Annotated in this window: 17 protein-coding genes and 1 pseudogene; 16 read left to right on the forward strand and 2 right to left on the reverse strand. The window is 47.1% G+C overall.

Annotation, left to right across the window (positions count from 1 at the left end; genetic code table 11):
• Nucleotides 1-219 precede the first annotated feature (219 nt).
• The 9 genes from KNO73_RS03940 (at nt 220) to KNO73_RS03980 (ending at nt 7,398) form a co-directional block, all read left to right on the forward strand.
• Nucleotides 220-1,482 carry an NCS2 family permease gene (locus KNO73_RS03940; RefSeq protein WP_215112087.1) on the forward strand — a complete coding sequence of 421 codons (1,263 nt, stop codon included), beginning with the start codon at nt 220-222 and terminating at the stop codon, nt 1,480-1,482.
• 105 nt (nt 1,483-1,587) lie between these two features.
• Entirely contained in the window at nt 1,588-2,055 is a 468-nt protein-coding gene (locus KNO73_RS03945) for a DinB family protein (protein ID WP_215112088.1), read from the forward strand.
• The gene (locus KNO73_RS03950) at nt 2,052-2,543 is read left to right on the forward strand and encodes a DUF3916 domain-containing protein (RefSeq protein WP_215112089.1); all 492 of its coding nucleotides are present in this window, start codon (nt 2,052-2,054) and stop codon (nt 2,541-2,543) included. Before KNO73_RS03945 ends, KNO73_RS03950 begins: the two co-directional genes overlap by 4 nt.
• A gap of 150 nt (nt 2,544-2,693) precedes the next feature.
• Nucleotides 2,694-3,464, forward strand: coding sequence for a hypothetical protein (locus KNO73_RS03955; RefSeq protein ID WP_215112090.1), 771 nt, complete (start codon nt 2,694-2,696; stop codon nt 3,462-3,464).
• A complete protein-coding gene (locus tag KNO73_RS03960; protein WP_214688729.1) occupies nt 3,461-4,384 on the forward strand; it encodes an AAA family ATPase in 924 nt (307 codons plus the stop codon). The genes KNO73_RS03955 and KNO73_RS03960 overlap by 4 nt, the downstream gene beginning before the upstream one ends.
• A gap of 2 nt (nt 4,385-4,386) precedes the next feature.
• Nucleotides 4,387-5,448 (forward strand): DUF58 domain-containing protein, encoded by a 1,062-nt coding sequence (locus KNO73_RS03965; RefSeq protein WP_215112091.1) that lies wholly within the window; start codon nt 4,387-4,389, stop codon nt 5,446-5,448.
• Between the two features lie 15 nt (nt 5,449-5,463).
• Nucleotides 5,464-6,198: a hypothetical protein gene (locus KNO73_RS03970; RefSeq protein ID WP_214731479.1), complete on the forward strand. Its 735-nt coding sequence runs from the start codon at nt 5,464-5,466 to the stop codon at nt 6,196-6,198.
• Nucleotides 6,199-6,398: 200 nt separating this feature from the next.
• Nucleotides 6,399-6,911 carry a hypothetical protein gene (locus tag KNO73_RS03975; protein ID WP_215112092.1) on the forward strand — a complete coding sequence of 171 codons (513 nt, stop codon included), beginning with the start codon at nt 6,399-6,401 and terminating at the stop codon, nt 6,909-6,911.
• Between the two features lie 25 nt (nt 6,912-6,936).
• On the forward strand, nt 6,937-7,398 hold the full coding sequence (locus KNO73_RS03980; RefSeq protein ID WP_215112093.1) for an NUDIX hydrolase: 462 nt from the start codon (nt 6,937-6,939) through the stop codon (nt 7,396-7,398).
• 49 nt (nt 7,399-7,447) lie between these two features.
• On the opposite strand, the gene KNO73_RS03985 is transcribed toward KNO73_RS03980, so the two are convergent.
• Nucleotides 7,448-8,158, reverse strand: a complete 711-nt coding sequence (locus tag KNO73_RS03985; RefSeq protein ID WP_215112094.1) for a GntR family transcriptional regulator — start codon at nt 8,156-8,158, stop codon at nt 7,448-7,450.
• Nucleotides 8,159-8,294: 136 nt separating this feature from the next.
• Here KNO73_RS03985 and bglA point away from each other — a divergent pair, with 136 nt between their 5' ends.
• The 7 genes and pseudogenes from bglA (at nt 8,295) to KNO73_RS04020 (ending at nt 13,944) form a co-directional block, all read left to right on the forward strand.
• Entirely contained in the window at nt 8,295-9,731 is a 1,437-nt protein-coding gene (gene bglA / locus KNO73_RS03990; protein ID WP_215112095.1) for a 6-phospho-beta-glucosidase, read from the forward strand.
• Nucleotides 9,732-9,821: 90 nt separating this feature from the next.
• Nucleotides 9,822-10,631 carry an MBL fold metallo-hydrolase gene (locus KNO73_RS03995; protein WP_251024839.1) on the forward strand — a complete coding sequence of 270 codons (810 nt, stop codon included), beginning with the start codon at nt 9,822-9,824 and terminating at the stop codon, nt 10,629-10,631.
• A gap of 69 nt (nt 10,632-10,700) precedes the next feature.
• On the forward strand, nt 10,701-11,024 hold the full coding sequence (locus KNO73_RS04000; RefSeq protein ID WP_215112097.1) for an ArsR/SmtB family transcription factor: 324 nt from the start codon (nt 10,701-10,703) through the stop codon (nt 11,022-11,024).
• A 105-nt stretch (nt 11,025-11,129) separates the two neighbouring features.
• Nucleotides 11,130-11,936: pseudogene (locus KNO73_RS04005) on the forward strand (SDR family oxidoreductase).
• Nucleotides 11,937-12,088: 152 nt separating this feature from the next.
• Nucleotides 12,089-12,313, forward strand: coding sequence for an excalibur calcium-binding domain-containing protein (locus tag KNO73_RS04010; protein ID WP_370149069.1), 225 nt, complete (start codon nt 12,089-12,091; stop codon nt 12,311-12,313).
• Nucleotides 12,314-12,443: 130 nt separating this feature from the next.
• On the forward strand, nt 12,444-12,998 hold the full coding sequence (locus KNO73_RS04015; RefSeq protein ID WP_215112098.1) for a helix-turn-helix domain-containing protein: 555 nt from the start codon (nt 12,444-12,446) through the stop codon (nt 12,996-12,998).
• A complete protein-coding gene (locus tag KNO73_RS04020) occupies nt 12,991-13,944 on the forward strand; it encodes an alpha/beta hydrolase (protein WP_214812602.1) in 954 nt (317 codons plus the stop codon). Before KNO73_RS04015 ends, KNO73_RS04020 begins: the two co-directional genes overlap by 8 nt.
• A 36-nt stretch (nt 13,945-13,980) precedes the next feature.
• Here KNO73_RS04020 and KNO73_RS04025 read toward each other — a convergent pair whose 3' ends face one another.
• The gene (locus KNO73_RS04025) at nt 13,981-14,817 is read right to left on the reverse strand and encodes an alpha/beta hydrolase (protein WP_215112099.1); all 837 of its coding nucleotides are present in this window, start codon (nt 14,815-14,817) and stop codon (nt 13,981-13,983) included.
• Nucleotides 14,818-14,985 lie beyond the last annotated feature (168 nt).

A 14,985-nucleotide genomic window follows, 5' to 3' on the forward strand; every position in this document is an offset into this window, starting at 1 on the left:
GCCCCTTCATTATAACAGATTTGTTCGCAAAAATGCGCCGAAAATAAGAACAAACGTTCTTGTTTTATAAAATAAATCTTTTGATGGAATCGGTCTCATAAATGGGTCCAAAGAAGGAATTGAGTCGAATCACTCTTGCTTGTTAGATGTCTGACAGGATATAATCAATCTCGTGTGTATACACGGGTGGGTGAGGGTGCCAATAAAGGATTGATTCCTATGGCAAAACAAACAGAATGGAAAACAGAAACGTACGGGGGCGTGCTAAACTTTCTGGCGACAGCATATATCCCGGCCGTACATGCGGCAATCTTGACACAAGCCGGACTCCCGTTCGAGGGGGCGCTCGTCGGAGCGATTTTGACAAGCATCATCGGGACATTGATTGCGGGACTCTTCAATCTACCGCTTCTCTTGTTACCGGGAATGGGGATTAATGCGCTCTTCACGTACACGCTCGTCCTGCAGATGGGGTTGAGCTGGCAAAGTGCGCTCGCCGTCTCGTTCGTCTCAGGTGTACTCGTCGTACTATTGACGGTCACCAAAGTCGCGAGGAAATTGGCGAACGCGTTCCCGCCGATCATTCATGACGGATTGACGGTCGGTCTCGGCCTCTTCCTCATCTTGATCGGGCTCGAGGCGGCAGGGATCGTCTCAGGTGGGGGTGGGGCATTGCTTCACATCGGTGATCTCGGGGAGCGTGACGTCCAAGTCGCATTCCTGTCACTCTTCGTCGCCATCTTACTGTTCTTGAAGATGGGGCCGAGCAGCTTCCTTTGGACGATCGGTTTTGGTGTCGGACTCAGTGCCGTGATGGGAACACTCGATTGGACGGGAAGCTTCGCGTTGACACCGTTCTTCGAATCGTTCGGCACAGTATTTGGGAACATCTCGTTCGCAGAATCTGCTTCTCCGCTCTTCTTAGTCGCGGTGGGTGTACTGACGCTCGTCTTGTTGATTGAAAATATCAGCTTGATTCAGAATCAGACACGTGCAATCGACAAAGAAAAGGATGCGCCGAAAGGTCTCATTGCACAAGGTCTGTCGACGATGGCCGGGGCCATGTTCGGGTCAAGCCCGACCGTCTCGACGGTCGAAGTGGCTGCCGGCATATCGGTCGGTGCACGAGGTGGGATTGCTTCATTCGTCACATCTGGATTGTACGTGGTATCGCTCTTATTGCTACCGCTCTTTGCCATCATTCCTGTGACGGCGATCGCTCCGGTGTTGATCATCATCGGAATGATGATGTTCCAGAACGTGAAGCATCTGCCGCTCGATAACTGGGAACATGCCTTCCCGGCGATTCTCGTCATCATCATGATCCCGTTCACGTATTCCATCGTCGATGGTATCGGACTCGGGTTCATCGCGTACACGATGATTGTCTTGATCAAAAAGGGCTACCGGTCACTCAGTCCGGTCGTCGGTGTCTTGACCGTATTGTTCTTAGTTTTCTTCTCATTACCAGTCTGGTTATAGAGACACGCACGGCATCGTTCATCTCGAACGATGCCGTTTTTTGATTTAAAAAGACTCGTTCGTGCTATAATCGCAGTAATTTAAAGCGAACGTGGAGGGGATTGGATGCAAGTTATTCAAGAATTCGCATCGTACACAGAATGGCTCAAGACGTTAGAAAAGCTGAGTGAATCTGATTGGAACAAACAGAGCGACTCGGAGAAGTGGTCCATAAAGCAAATCGTCTTACATATCGCCCATTGGGACAATCATCTGTTGAATGTCATCATCCCATCGGTGAAGAACGGCGAAGGGATGATATTCCCTGACTTTGACTCGTTCAACGCGCGGGCGACGAAAAGGGCCGAGAAGTTGACAGGTGAGACCGTACTAAAGGAATCCATCAATAGTCGGCGAACACTCGTCACGATGCTTGACTCCTTAAGCGAAGAAGCGCTGACTTACAAAACGACAGCGAATGGTGTCTCGCATGATCCGCATCAAGGTGTCCCCTACTCGTTACATGTAATCATCGGGGAGTTCATCGAGCATGACCGACACCATATGAAGCAAGTCGAGTCGATCCTGAAATGAGACATCGGAAAGTGCGTGGTCTAAAACGAAAATTAAGTCGTCTTCAGCGAAATATACAAGAAAATCATGAGGATCTTCCAACGGAGTTTCATAATGGGTATTGGTATGCCAAGATTCCGGTCGGACAAACTTTTTTAATGGATACTCAACACAATGCCAAAATCAAACAGTCACTCATCCATATTCTGCTCGATGAAGCGAAACGACTAGTAGAGTTGCGTGTGGATGAACGAATGCGAGTCGTCGTGCTGCTAGATTTACCTACACTCTGGAACTCTGAACTTCTCGTGTTTGAAGATGAAGAGGTGTTACAATCGTTTATGCGGCGTGATTCATCCCACCAAAAATGGATTCCAATCCCATATGTAAGAACGTTTATAAACCAATGGGTCATTCGGAGTGACCAGGACATCCGCGTGTATGGATTTGAAGAATGGTTGTATGACGAAGAGGATGAGGGTAGAGAGGTGTGGATGCTCGTTCAATGAACGGGCATTTTTCTTTTGTCTAAAAATAACTGAATATTCCGTAAAAGTTCATGGTATAATCCATTTAATCCTATTTCCAAAAAAAGGATTTAAACTATGAGAGGAGCCGTCACTTGAGATGAAATCGAATATACATATACGGAATCGCCAATGAAACAAGCCAAAACGATTTTTGTATCAGGGATTCTACTCTCCCTACTACTGGTCGCCCTCATCTCCTATTCCGGTCAACTGGGATACCGTTACTACCAATCATTAGATATCTCAGGGAGCGAGATTACGAGTTGGGTCACCGACTGTCATGACAAACGAAAATTTTTAGGGATTTTCGAAGTGACGGATGTCGACTTTTGGTGTGGGGATGCGCCATATGAAGAACCAGAAGGGAACGGTCCAGACGGAGCAATGATTGAGTCAGAAGACGAGTCAGGGGGGACACCGAAAGAGCGAATTGAGGACCAATCCCCTTCTTACGGAAACCCGTCAGGAGAAGAGACGAGCAGCGTTTCCTACCTCCCATACATGATTACCGGACTGCTTATCTTGCTCGGATGGTGGCTCTGGAAAAAACGACGCCCCTCGAAGAAACAAAGCGAGGAGGGAGAGTTAGTTATCGAGGGTCACTCGCTAGTGATTTCTGACAACGCGTCGATGAAGATAAACCGAACAGTTCATCCATTACCAGCATCGGCTATCCGAAAGCAGTTGATTCAATTCGAAGCAGCGTTACCTCCATATAAACGTCGTCGCCCAACTGAGACGTTGTCGACTTGGGCGAAACGAATCGAGCTCGATGCATCCCTACTTATCTATTTAGAGACACGTTATGATGATGGAAACATCTCACCACAACGTGAGCGAGCGTTCACCCAACAACTTGATGAATACCTACTACGCACACAAAAGGAGTCGAACTCATGACCATCCGACACGTATTGGACCAATTAGACCGCATTTACCTCGGTAAACCGGAAATCACAAAATTATGTTGCACAGCCCTACTGGCGAACGGCCATATCTTGCTAGAGGATGTGCCTGGGACGGGGAAGACGTTACTTGCGAAAAGCATCGCCAAAAGTTTTGAGGCAGACTTCGCCCGAATTCAATTCACAGCCGACCTGCTGCCTTCTGACATCATCGGTTCAGACTTCTTCAATATGCAGACCCAGACGTTCGAGAACCGCACCGGACCGATCTTCACGAATATTTTACTCATCGATGAAGTGAATCGCGCCGTTCCGAGAACGCAATCCGCCTTGCTTGAAGCGATGGAAGAACGCCAAGTTTCTATCGGTGGCGTCACCTATCAACTACCGAAACCATTCTTCGTCATCGCGACGCAAAACCCGATCGAGTCGGCAGGAACGTTCGCCCTACCAGACGCCCAACTCGACCGCTTCCTCATGTCCCTTCAAGTCGGATATCCTGGGGCAGATGAAGAGCGGAACTTGATTCTACAGACGATTTCAAAGACGAGACAGACAGTGCATGCCTTGATGACGAATGAAGCTTTTTTAGAAGCACAAGAGGAAGTCGAAAATATCCGGATTCATGAAGATGTCGTCACGTATTTGCTCGCACTCATCCACGAGACGAGGCAACATCCGTTAGTCGAAGTCGGGGCGAGCCCACGGGCGACGCTCGCGCTCGTCAAGGCCTCACAAGCTTATGCGTACTTGAACGACCGTCAGTTTGTCACGCCTGAAGATGTTCAAGCCGTTGCACCACATGTCCTCTCGCACCGATTGACCCTCACCCTTGAAGGGGACATCAAATCGACGAAGCGACAAGTGTTGGTGGACGTACTCGAGTCCGTAACTGTCCCCGTCGAAAAGGTGTAACGATGCGACAGGTCGAAATCAGTACACCGTCCATTCTTCAAGACCAACTTTGGCCGGCTTATGTCAGTCTCGGTTTTCTCACCATGTGGATGCCTTATGTATGGCCCATCGCTTATGTATGCGGGGCATTATTAATCGTCATGTTCATCCGGAAACGAATCATTCGAACACTTTCAAACGAAGTCTCATTTTCTATCCGGCAGAAAGAAGATCTCTTGTTCATTGACGATGAGACATCATGTATCGTCCGTATTGATGGGTATGAGCGAATCATTGCCCTTGGTGTTCCGCTATTGATTCGACTAGAGGGTAATGAACGGATGGTATTCGAGGACGGGTCACAGGCATACGACACCAGGATCGAACAGGACATACATCATGTGAGCGTCTCGGCTGTGAAGCGTGGACCTGCTTCGATTCATATGTGTGTGATGCGTGTCACGTTACCGTTTTATTTAGGTACTCTTTTTTTCACGGATCAGGAGATGGATATGCCCTCATGGATTGTGTTACCTACCATCACGAAGTCACCAATCACCGAATCTCGAATGATTCGGATGGGTGACCGTATCGTCAAGCACTCCCCGCTGAACGATCCGTTGATGATTCAGAGTGCAAAACGATATGAGAAGGAACCGACTAAACAGATTGACTGGGTCGCCACTTCAAAGGTCGGTCATGTACAGGCAAAAGTGTTCGAACGACAAAATCTCGACACGTTCACGATTTCCCTTGATTTGAGCGGTCCGCTCGGGAACGGCCTCCATGCGCAATATGAAGACTTGATTCAACAGACGGCGTATTGGGTCTCTTATTTGATTAAAGAAGATTGCAAAGTGGAGCTGTTAATCAACCGACTCGACAAAAACAACCAAGTCGACCGTGTTACACTGGGAGAAGGAAGAAAACAATTACGGCTCATTCTCGTCCGACTGGCGATGATTCATGAATCAAATGCATTTGTCGCATCATCGCGATTCACGTCATATGTCAGTCGTCACAAACAGCCTCACGCCGAATTGATTCACATCAATCACGCGATGCTGCTGAAATCTTCAGGGTGATGAAGGGAGAAACACATGCGACGAATGACGGGCTTACTCATATGTTGTGTCGGACTGCTTGCAAGCACGAGGACCGTATCAGCCGAGATGACTGAATCCTCGGCGGAACGTTTTGCAGATGCATATTTTTATAACATTGTGATGGATCATATTCAGGGAGATGATCCGGCAAATTATCATATGACGGACAGTGAGAACATCACTTTTGGGCCACTACTCGAGACATACGTACCGTCTTCCTCTTGTTACAAAACGGGAGAAACATGTACGTTCGTCCTAACAAAAGAATTTGTGGCGACCGTTTTTCAAGATGATGAACCGGTCAACGTGATCGGAACATATGAACAATCAGCGGGTACATATGCGTTCTCAACGTTCGGTTCTGACAAAGAAACTCCGAAAGCGTTGACGGACGTAAAAGGCAATCTCGTGAAATACGCAGAAGCGTCGGCTTGGTTTGATTATGATGGGGACATGTTGACGGCGTTGACATCTAATACAAAACAGATGATTAGCGGAGATGAGATTTCAACTGAGGCGTTTCAAGTATTATTGGTTGAAGAGAATGAAAGTATTGAAGGGGATGCCGAAGAAGGAATGATAGGTGGAGCAGGCGACTCATCATCAGTCCATTCGGATAAGACAGAGTCAAACAAGCCAACATCGAATACCAACCGATTGATTGGCTTTACTGTGTTAGCGATATTGCCATTCGGATATTGGTTCCTCAAGAGACGGAAAGCAACATGATGTCAAAACACTTATCCAATCATCATAATCCACTAGAATTAGTGGTCATACCGAGTCATGCATTGAGAGACAGAGAAGCAACCTACTTGATCTTTCGCCATTTGGAGAATGAACAGTTTCCATTACTTATAGAGCGTAAGCGGACTGTAAGGGATTCGAGAAAACGTCGCTTCTCTTTTAAAAGTCAGGAAGAAGAGCATGTGACGACCAAAACCATCAAAAATCGTGAGGTGTTAGAATCGGAATTGACGCTTTCTTCAAATGAGATCATCGTCTTAAGAGGAGAGAGGGATTGGATTCTGAGCTATTCCGAAGACGGGTTGACGCTTCAAGGAAACCAAGTGAGACATGTCGCGACAACTGGTATTGTCCAAATGGAGACATTTTTTGAACATGTGGTTAGAGGTGCGTTTCCCATCAAATTGGCGTTTGGTTTAGGTGGGACGTTTGCTCCATTTGAAAACGTGTTTCGCTTTATATTGCATAACCCAGATTGGAAGGGATTGATTGAAGACGAATTATTGCCTCAGCTTCAGATTCCGAAGGCGAAGAATGTGTGGCAGTCCCTCTCATATCCGACATACGAGCAGACGCTTGAGACGTTCACTATTGAATTTCATCCAAATATACTAGGAAATTTCATACTCGCACATGATGCTAACGATACGTACTATTTCATTGATCATGTGAATGGGGAGATCAAGATTTTTTAAATTCTAAATACAGAGGGGTAGTGTAGTGAGTTACATACAGCATATGCGTCAATTAATCGGATCGAATCTATTAATCACTGTAGGATGTGGAGTCCTCATCGAACAGGACAATCAAATTCTGTTGCAACACCGAAAAGATCATCATGTTTGGGGAATCCCCGGTGGCGTTATGGAGCCTGGGGAATCATTTGAAGAGACAGCCATCCGTGAAACTCTCGAAGAGACGGGGCTCTCCGTGGATAATTTGAAACTGTTCGGAATCTATTCCGGTGATGAGGGATATGCCAATTATGAAAACGGTGATCGCGTCTATAGTGTTCAAGTCATCTTTTACACCCATTCATTCTCAGGAGAAATCGCTCAATCGACAGACGAAAGTCACGAACATCGATTTTTCTCAAGAGAAGACCTACCACGATTACATCAACATCAACGTCGGTTCATTGACGATTGGGTCGAACAGGTCAATCTCCCGGTCGTGAAGTGATATTCATCTCTCGACAAACAACCCCTCATGCGCGCATGAGGGGTTGTCTTTACATATAGGGCCCGTTCGCCTGAATGACGAACTGTGAATGTGCGTAGTGGTACGTGATGCGGGAATAGTCAAATGGTTTCCCATTCGTGAGATGGAAGATCGTCTCGATGCGAAGTGTCGGGTCATTCTCTTGCAATCCGAGGTGTTCCGCTTCACTTTCCGTCAATCGCCCGACCTGTAGATACATGTCAGAAAATCCAATCGTGACGCCGAGCGCGCTTTGGACATAATCGAAAATAGAGTCTGCCACAATTTCGCGATTCAAATAGGGGACGATAGCTTTCACATAATAGGATTCCTCGTGACAGAGCACCTCTCCATCCACATACCTTACCCGTTCGACCCGATATACATCGTCCGACACGGCAATCCCGAGATTCTCTGCAACGGTCGAGTCTGGCTTCACGAAAGACACATCAATCACATCAGATGTCAAGATACGGTCTCCGAGATTGCTCTTGAACCCTTGGGTCGAGAAGAGGCTCATATAGCCAGGTCGATTATGTCGTCTGACGAAAATGCCGCTTCCCCGTAGTTGAAAAATGACACCCTTTCGTTCAAGCAGCTCTAAAGCTTTCGTGATGGTGCTTTTGCTCACCGCATATTGATTCATCATCTGCTCAAGGACAGGGAGCTTATCGCCTTGTTTTAAGTTTTGTTCGTGGATGTATTGTTCGATTTCATTTGCGATTTGTTGGTATTTTAGCATCGTCATTCCTCACTTTTTCGTCACTGGTTCTATTATATCATGAAAAAAACAAAAGTAATTCAATATACCGACCTTGTATAATTGTACCGGTACAATTATACTTGACGTGTACGATTTATGTGAAGGAGGACTTACAATGAAGACATTACCGAACGATTTTCTATGGGGAGGCGCGCTTGCCGCTCATCAATTCGAGGGTGGTTGGGAGGCTGATGGCAAAGGACCGAGTGTCGTCGATGTCTTGACGGCAGGTGCACACGGCGTCGCTCGCCGGATCACAGACAAGGTCGAACCGAATGAGTTCTATCCGAACCATGAGGCGATTGACTTTTACCATCGTTATAAAGAAGATGTGGCCCTCTTTGCTGAGATGGGATTGAAATGTTTACGTACTTCCATCGGATGGAGCCGCATCTTCCCGAATGGTGATGATGCAGAACCGAACGAGGCGGGTCTCCAATTTTATGATGACTTGTTCGATGAGCTACTCAAACATGACATCGAACCGATCATCACACTGTCGCATTTTGAGATGCCGCTCCATCTTGCCCGTGAATACGGGGGATTCCGAAATCGTGAAGTCGTCGAGCATTTCGTCCGCTTCGCTGAGGTCTGCTTTGACCGTTACAAAGACAAGGTCAAATACTGGATGACGTTCAACGAAATCAACAACAAGATGGACGTCAACAATCCACTCTTCTTATGGACGAATTCGGGAGTCCTTTTAGAAGAAGGGGAGAACGCCCGCGAAGTCATGTATCAGACTGGGCACCATGAACTGATTGCGAGCGCTCTCGCCGTTGCCAAAGGGAAAACCATCAATCCTGACTTCGAGATTGGAGCGATGGTCTCTCACGTACCGATTTATCCGTATTCATCAAACCCAGATGACGTCATGCTCGCCGAAGAGATGATGCGTCAACGCTATTTCTTCCCGGACGTACAAGTACGCGGCTTCTATCCCAGCTACGCCTTGAACGAGTTCGAGCGGGAAGGGTATAACATCCCAATCCTTGAAGGGGACGAAGAAATCCTACAGAACGGAAAGGTCGATTATCTCGGTTTCAGTTACTATATGTCGACGACCGTGAAGAGTGACGTTGTCGCGGACAACAGTGGCGATATCGTCAACGGTGGTCTGCCGAATGGGGTCGAGAACCCGTATATCCAGTCGAGTGACTGGGGATGGGCGATTGACCCGGTCGGACTCCGTTATGTACTCAACCGACTCTATGACCGGTACCAAATTCCGCTCTTCATCGTCGAGAATGGATTCGGTGCCGTCGATGAGATTGTCGACGGAAAGATTCATGACAAAGCCCGAATCGATTACTTGAAGGCCCATATCGAACAATTGAAGCAAGCCGTCCTCTATGACGGGGTCGACTTGATTGGCTACACACCTTGGGGCATCATCGACATCGTCTCGTTTACGACAGGAGAAATGAAGAAGCGGTACGGAATGATTTACGTCGACCGTGACAATGAAGGGAACGGATCGATGGAGCGGATGAAGAAAGACTCGTTCGACTGGTATAAGCGGGTCATTGCGACGAATGGAGAGAATCTCTAAATAAGGGTGAGCAAAGAACTGTGAAATGTCTGCAGGTCTTTGCTCTTTTTCGATATAATGAAGAAAAGTGAAAAATTGGAGGGACGCATGATGCAAATAAAGAACTATGGACCGGTGACGGCTGTTTGTGCCAACGTAAAGAACGGTCCATTCGAGATGTCGATGTATGTGTATTATATCGACGGGATGCTCATCGATACGGGAACACGCACGATGCTACCCGAACTTCAACCGTTTTATGAGTCGGTTCCAATCGATCTTGTCAGCATCACGCACCCCCATGAAGACCATATCGGAACGGCAGCCTGGCTTGAACGGTCATACGGTGTCCCGATTTACATACGAGAGTCCGCGAGGGACATGTGTCAGACAGGGTTAGAAATCCCCGATTACCGTGCGCGTTTCTCAGGAGACCCGGAACCGTTTCAGCCGATCGCCTATCATGAAAATCAGATCACGTCAGAACATCATACTTATCATGTGATCCATACACCCGGTCATGAGCCGAATCATGTCGTCTTATATGATGAGGAGAACGGTCGACTGTTCTCGGGTGATTTGTTCGTCCATCCGTATCCGAAGGTGATGATTCCAGAGGAGTCGGTCCCTGAACAGATTCGTTCGCTCAAACGGGTCCTGTCCCTCGATTTTGATGAGGTGTACTGTCAGCATGCCGGGCGTCTCGAACAGGGAAGGGAGCAACTGACCAAAAAGCTCGATTATCTAGAACGTTTGACCGATGACGTGATAACGAAAACTGCAGCAGGCTATACAATTGACGACATCAATGCTCAACTCTTCCCCGAACCATCGCCGCTCGTCAAAATCTCCAAGCGGGATTATGACTCGAGACACATGATTGCAAGCATTATACGTGAAGTGTACGAACAACTTCGTTGACAGAAGGCGGATCACCTAGTATTCTTAGTGTGGGATTAAACGTTTAAACTTTTAAACGGAGTGATGAATATGAAACGAACAGATGTTACACCCGAAGTATCGTTATCTTTATTTAAAGATGCGATTCCGTTGTTCCAAGTTTTAGCCGATGTCAATCGTCAACGCATCATCGTCGAGATCGCTAAACATGAACGCTTGAACGTCAATCAGATTGATGAAAAGATTGAGTTGTCTCGACCAGCCATCTCACATCATCTCAAATTACTTCGACAAGCGGGCATCGTTTCATCGGAGAAAGTCGGGACAGAGAACTTTTATTTCCTGACACTTGAAGATGCGGTCGGACTGCTGAAGGCACTGACACGTGCGATTGAAGATGAATGTATCTTATAACCTTTCTTTTTGGAAACAGAGAGAAAGGCTTCTTTCCCACTAATACGTTCAAAAGTTCAAACATATAAACATTAAAGGAGAATGGATATGTAGCAAAAACAAACCATCGTCATCACAGGAGCATCGAGCGGAATCGGTCGGGCAACGGTCGAACTGTTCAGCAAACGAGGCTGGCATGTCGCCGCGACGATGCGAAGACCTGAAGACCATCAAGAACTGTCTAACCTGAAAAGGGTGTCGCTCTATCAGCTAGATGTGACGAACGAGACGAGTATCCGAGAGGCATTTGAACGAATCGTCTCGGATCATGGAACGATGGATGTGTTGTTGAAAAATGCTGGATACGGAGCGGTCGGAATTTTCGAGGAAGCCTCTCCCGAACAGATTCAGCGGCAATTTGATACGAACGTATTCGGGGTCATGAATGTGATTCGGGCAGCACTCCCATAATTCCGCAAACAGCGGAGCGGTCGAATCATAACCGTTTCTTCCGTCGGTGGACAGATCACATTCCCAATCTATAGCTTGTATCACAGTTCAAAATGGGCGATTGAAGGATTCATCGAATCGCTTCAGTTCGAGTTGGCACCGTTCAATATCGGCATGAAATTGATTGAGCCGGGGCCGATTAAAACAGACTTTTACGGTCGTTCCCAAGAACTCGTGCGTGACCAACCGCTCGATGTATATGATGACTATACAGAAGTCGCACTCCATAACACGAATGCCGCTTGTGCGAACGCTGAAGGTCCGGACGTCGTCGCCGAGACGATTTGGCGTGCAGCGACCGACCGGAAGAAGCGTCTCCGCTATCCATCGGGTAAACAAGCAGGACTGTTGATCGCGCTGAAGCGTTATCTGCCGAACCAAGTGTTCTTCTCTATCGTGCGACGTGTCGTAGAGAAAAATTAACATCAAATATCTCTTATGAACTTCATCAGTGTCGGAAAGAATTTTTTATCCACTCATTCAATGATAAATATCACACAAATTTACCCGATATAACTTGTAAGAGGAGGGGTTTGATGAAAAAAGTCTCACTGGCATTATCGACGTTCATTCTTATGATTGGATTGACGGCAACACCGACAGACTCGGTCGATGCTGCGGCGAAACGCTTCAAAAACTGCACGGAGATGAACAAAGTGTATAAAGGGGGCGTGGCCAAATCGAAGACGACCAAAAACAAAGGTGGAAAGACGCGTTATAAACCTTATGTCAATAAAGCCTTATATGACGCGAATCAATCAAAAGACCGCGACAAAGACGGAATCGCCTGTGAACGGTGATCATATATCATGCATCGAATCAGCCGCCATACGAGGGCGGCTTTTTATATGGACATAGACAACGATTCGACCACATGATATTATCATAAATAATAATATTATCAAATATGATAACATCGAGGTGGAATCAATGAATCAAGATGTCTTAAAAAGTTTATTGAACCCGATTCGTATGAAAATCTTTCAACACGTTCTGATGAATGAAGGAGTCACGACCGGAGACTTAGCAAAAGCACTTCCCGATGTTCCTCAAGCGAGCCTCTATCGCCATATCAACAAAATGGTACAAGACGAGATTTTATCTGTCATGAGCGAAAATAAAGTTCGCGGGGTGTATGAGAAAGTGTATGCGATTCAAAACAATCCTTTAACTAGTATCAACAAGATTGTTGAGGAGGAAGACCGAGAGCAACTGTACATGGTCTGTTATACGTTCGCGATGTCACTGCTCATGGATTTCGGAGACTATTTAAAGCGGGACAAAATCGACCTTCAAGTAAACAAGGTCGGCTTTCGGAGTATCCCACTTTATCTGTCTGATGCCGAGAGTGATCGATTCCTAAGAGGTCTCTACGATCTCTTAGAGGGAGTGCTCGAGCATGAACCATCTGAAGAACGTACGTTGCGGAAATTCTCCTACGCGTTCATGCCGGTTGAAGAAAAGGAGGAGATGGATGATGTATAAACAAGAAAATGTGTTGATTCAAGGGGAAACAACCATTGCTGCCACCATAACGACACCCGATCAGGAACGGTCGTCCTTTCCAGCCATCGTCCTCATCGGAGGGACGGGAGGATTGGACCGTGACGGAAACGGTACCGGCTTCAAGTCAAACTTGTATAAAGACTTAGCAGAATGGCTGACGATACAAGGATTCATCACATTACGCTATGACAAACGGGGGATTGGCAAGAGTGGTGGCAATCGACATAGCGTCGGTCTAACAGGACTCGTTGATGACGTGTCGGCGGTCGTCCGTTATCTGAAATCTCATGACCATGTCTCACAAGACGTTTTATTTCTCGGCCATAGCGAAGGATGTATCGTCGCGACACTCGCAGCAGAACGTGAATCCGTTTCTGGTCTCGTCCTGTTGTCTGGTGCCGGTGTCGCCTTGAAGACGAGCATGCAGGAACAGGCACATGCTTTGCTCGAAGAAGTGGGACGTACGAAAGGGATCAAGGGTAAACTGCTTCGCTTTAGCTTGAATGAGAAGTCGGTCGTCGGGAAACAACAAAAACTGTTCGAGCGCGTCACAACAACGGATCAGGATACGATGCGGATCCAGCTGATGAAGTTCCCTGCCAAATGGTTACGGGAGCATCTTACACACACAGACGTGTCACTTCGAGAACGATTGGTTCAATTGAACATTCCGACGCTCGCACTGACAGGAGACCGGGACGTTCAAACGGACGTCGAGCATCTAGATGAGCTCGCCGCACTTCACGTAGAGCATATCGAGGTACAAAAGATTAAGGACATGGACCATATGTTGAAACATTTCGATGGTGAGATGAGTATTTTGGACGTGAAAAAACATTATCGTTCACAACTCAGTGAACCGCTCCATCCTGAGCTACAGCATCAACTTCACGACTGGCTAAAGCGCCACGACTGGGCATCATGACGAACAAGACAGCGGAAACCTCTCCGCTGTCTTGTTTTATGTATGTAAGAACCGCAGAACGTTTTCCATCGAGAAATGACGGCTCCACTGAACGAAGTGTCCACCTGGTATGGCAATCAATTGTACAGAGGGGTGAAGGTGTCGTTCCGCTCGTTTGACATGATGGAGCGTTCGCTTCGCCTCCTTCAAATCAATTCCCGTGAAATCCGCATAATACAGGTGCGTCGGGACTTGGACGCGTCGTAACAAGTCCTTAAAATCCAATCCATCATAACCAAACAACAAGTGTAAGCCACCGGTCGAAAGACGGGCCGATTGCTCGACAGCAGAACGAATCGATGCCGTCGGCTCGACTCCGATCCGTTGACAGAACAGTTGGAACTGTTCTTCGGAAAAGATAGAGACACGTTGGCTCGCCTGCGTTTCGATCCAATTCAAGAAGCTCAGTGGTACGTTGTGATACAGCAGTCGCAAAAGCGGCAAAGCGAATCCGAAGATGCCATATTCACGAAACGGAATCATGGCATTCGGCTTATGTCCTTGGTCGAGGAGAATCAAACGTCTGACCTGGTCTGGGTAATGGACCGCATACGCCAGGGCGATGGCACCCCCCATCGAGTGTCCGATCAAACGAATGGACTCCAGTTGTCGTGAAGTTCGGTATGCTTCGATCCAGTCCGCGAGTATTTTTGAGGTCGCATATGTATGTAGTCCCTCACTCTCACCAAACCCAGGTAGATCTAACAGGTGAACTTCGAAATCGTTATGTAATGCTTCGGCAAATAATTGGCCTTGTGACCCAGTGAATCCCCCACCGGGAAGAAAAAGAACCGGTTCACCTCGACCATGGACGGTTGCATGGAACTGTCTCACGTCATCTCTCCTTTATATAGAGTGGCTTTTATTCAAGTATAAAGATTGCTGGGAGTCAATTGAAGAAAAATCGCCATGTTTCTCAGGAGGCTCCCGACCAAATGTGGGTATATCATAGTGACAGGCAGATTACTGTCATCACACATCGTATACGTTCTGACCTTTAAA

The organism is Exiguobacterium sp. s83 (assembly GCF_018617095.1).
In the GTDB taxonomy this organism is placed as follows: Bacteria; Bacillota; Bacilli; order Exiguobacteriales; family Exiguobacteriaceae; genus Exiguobacterium; species Exiguobacterium profundum.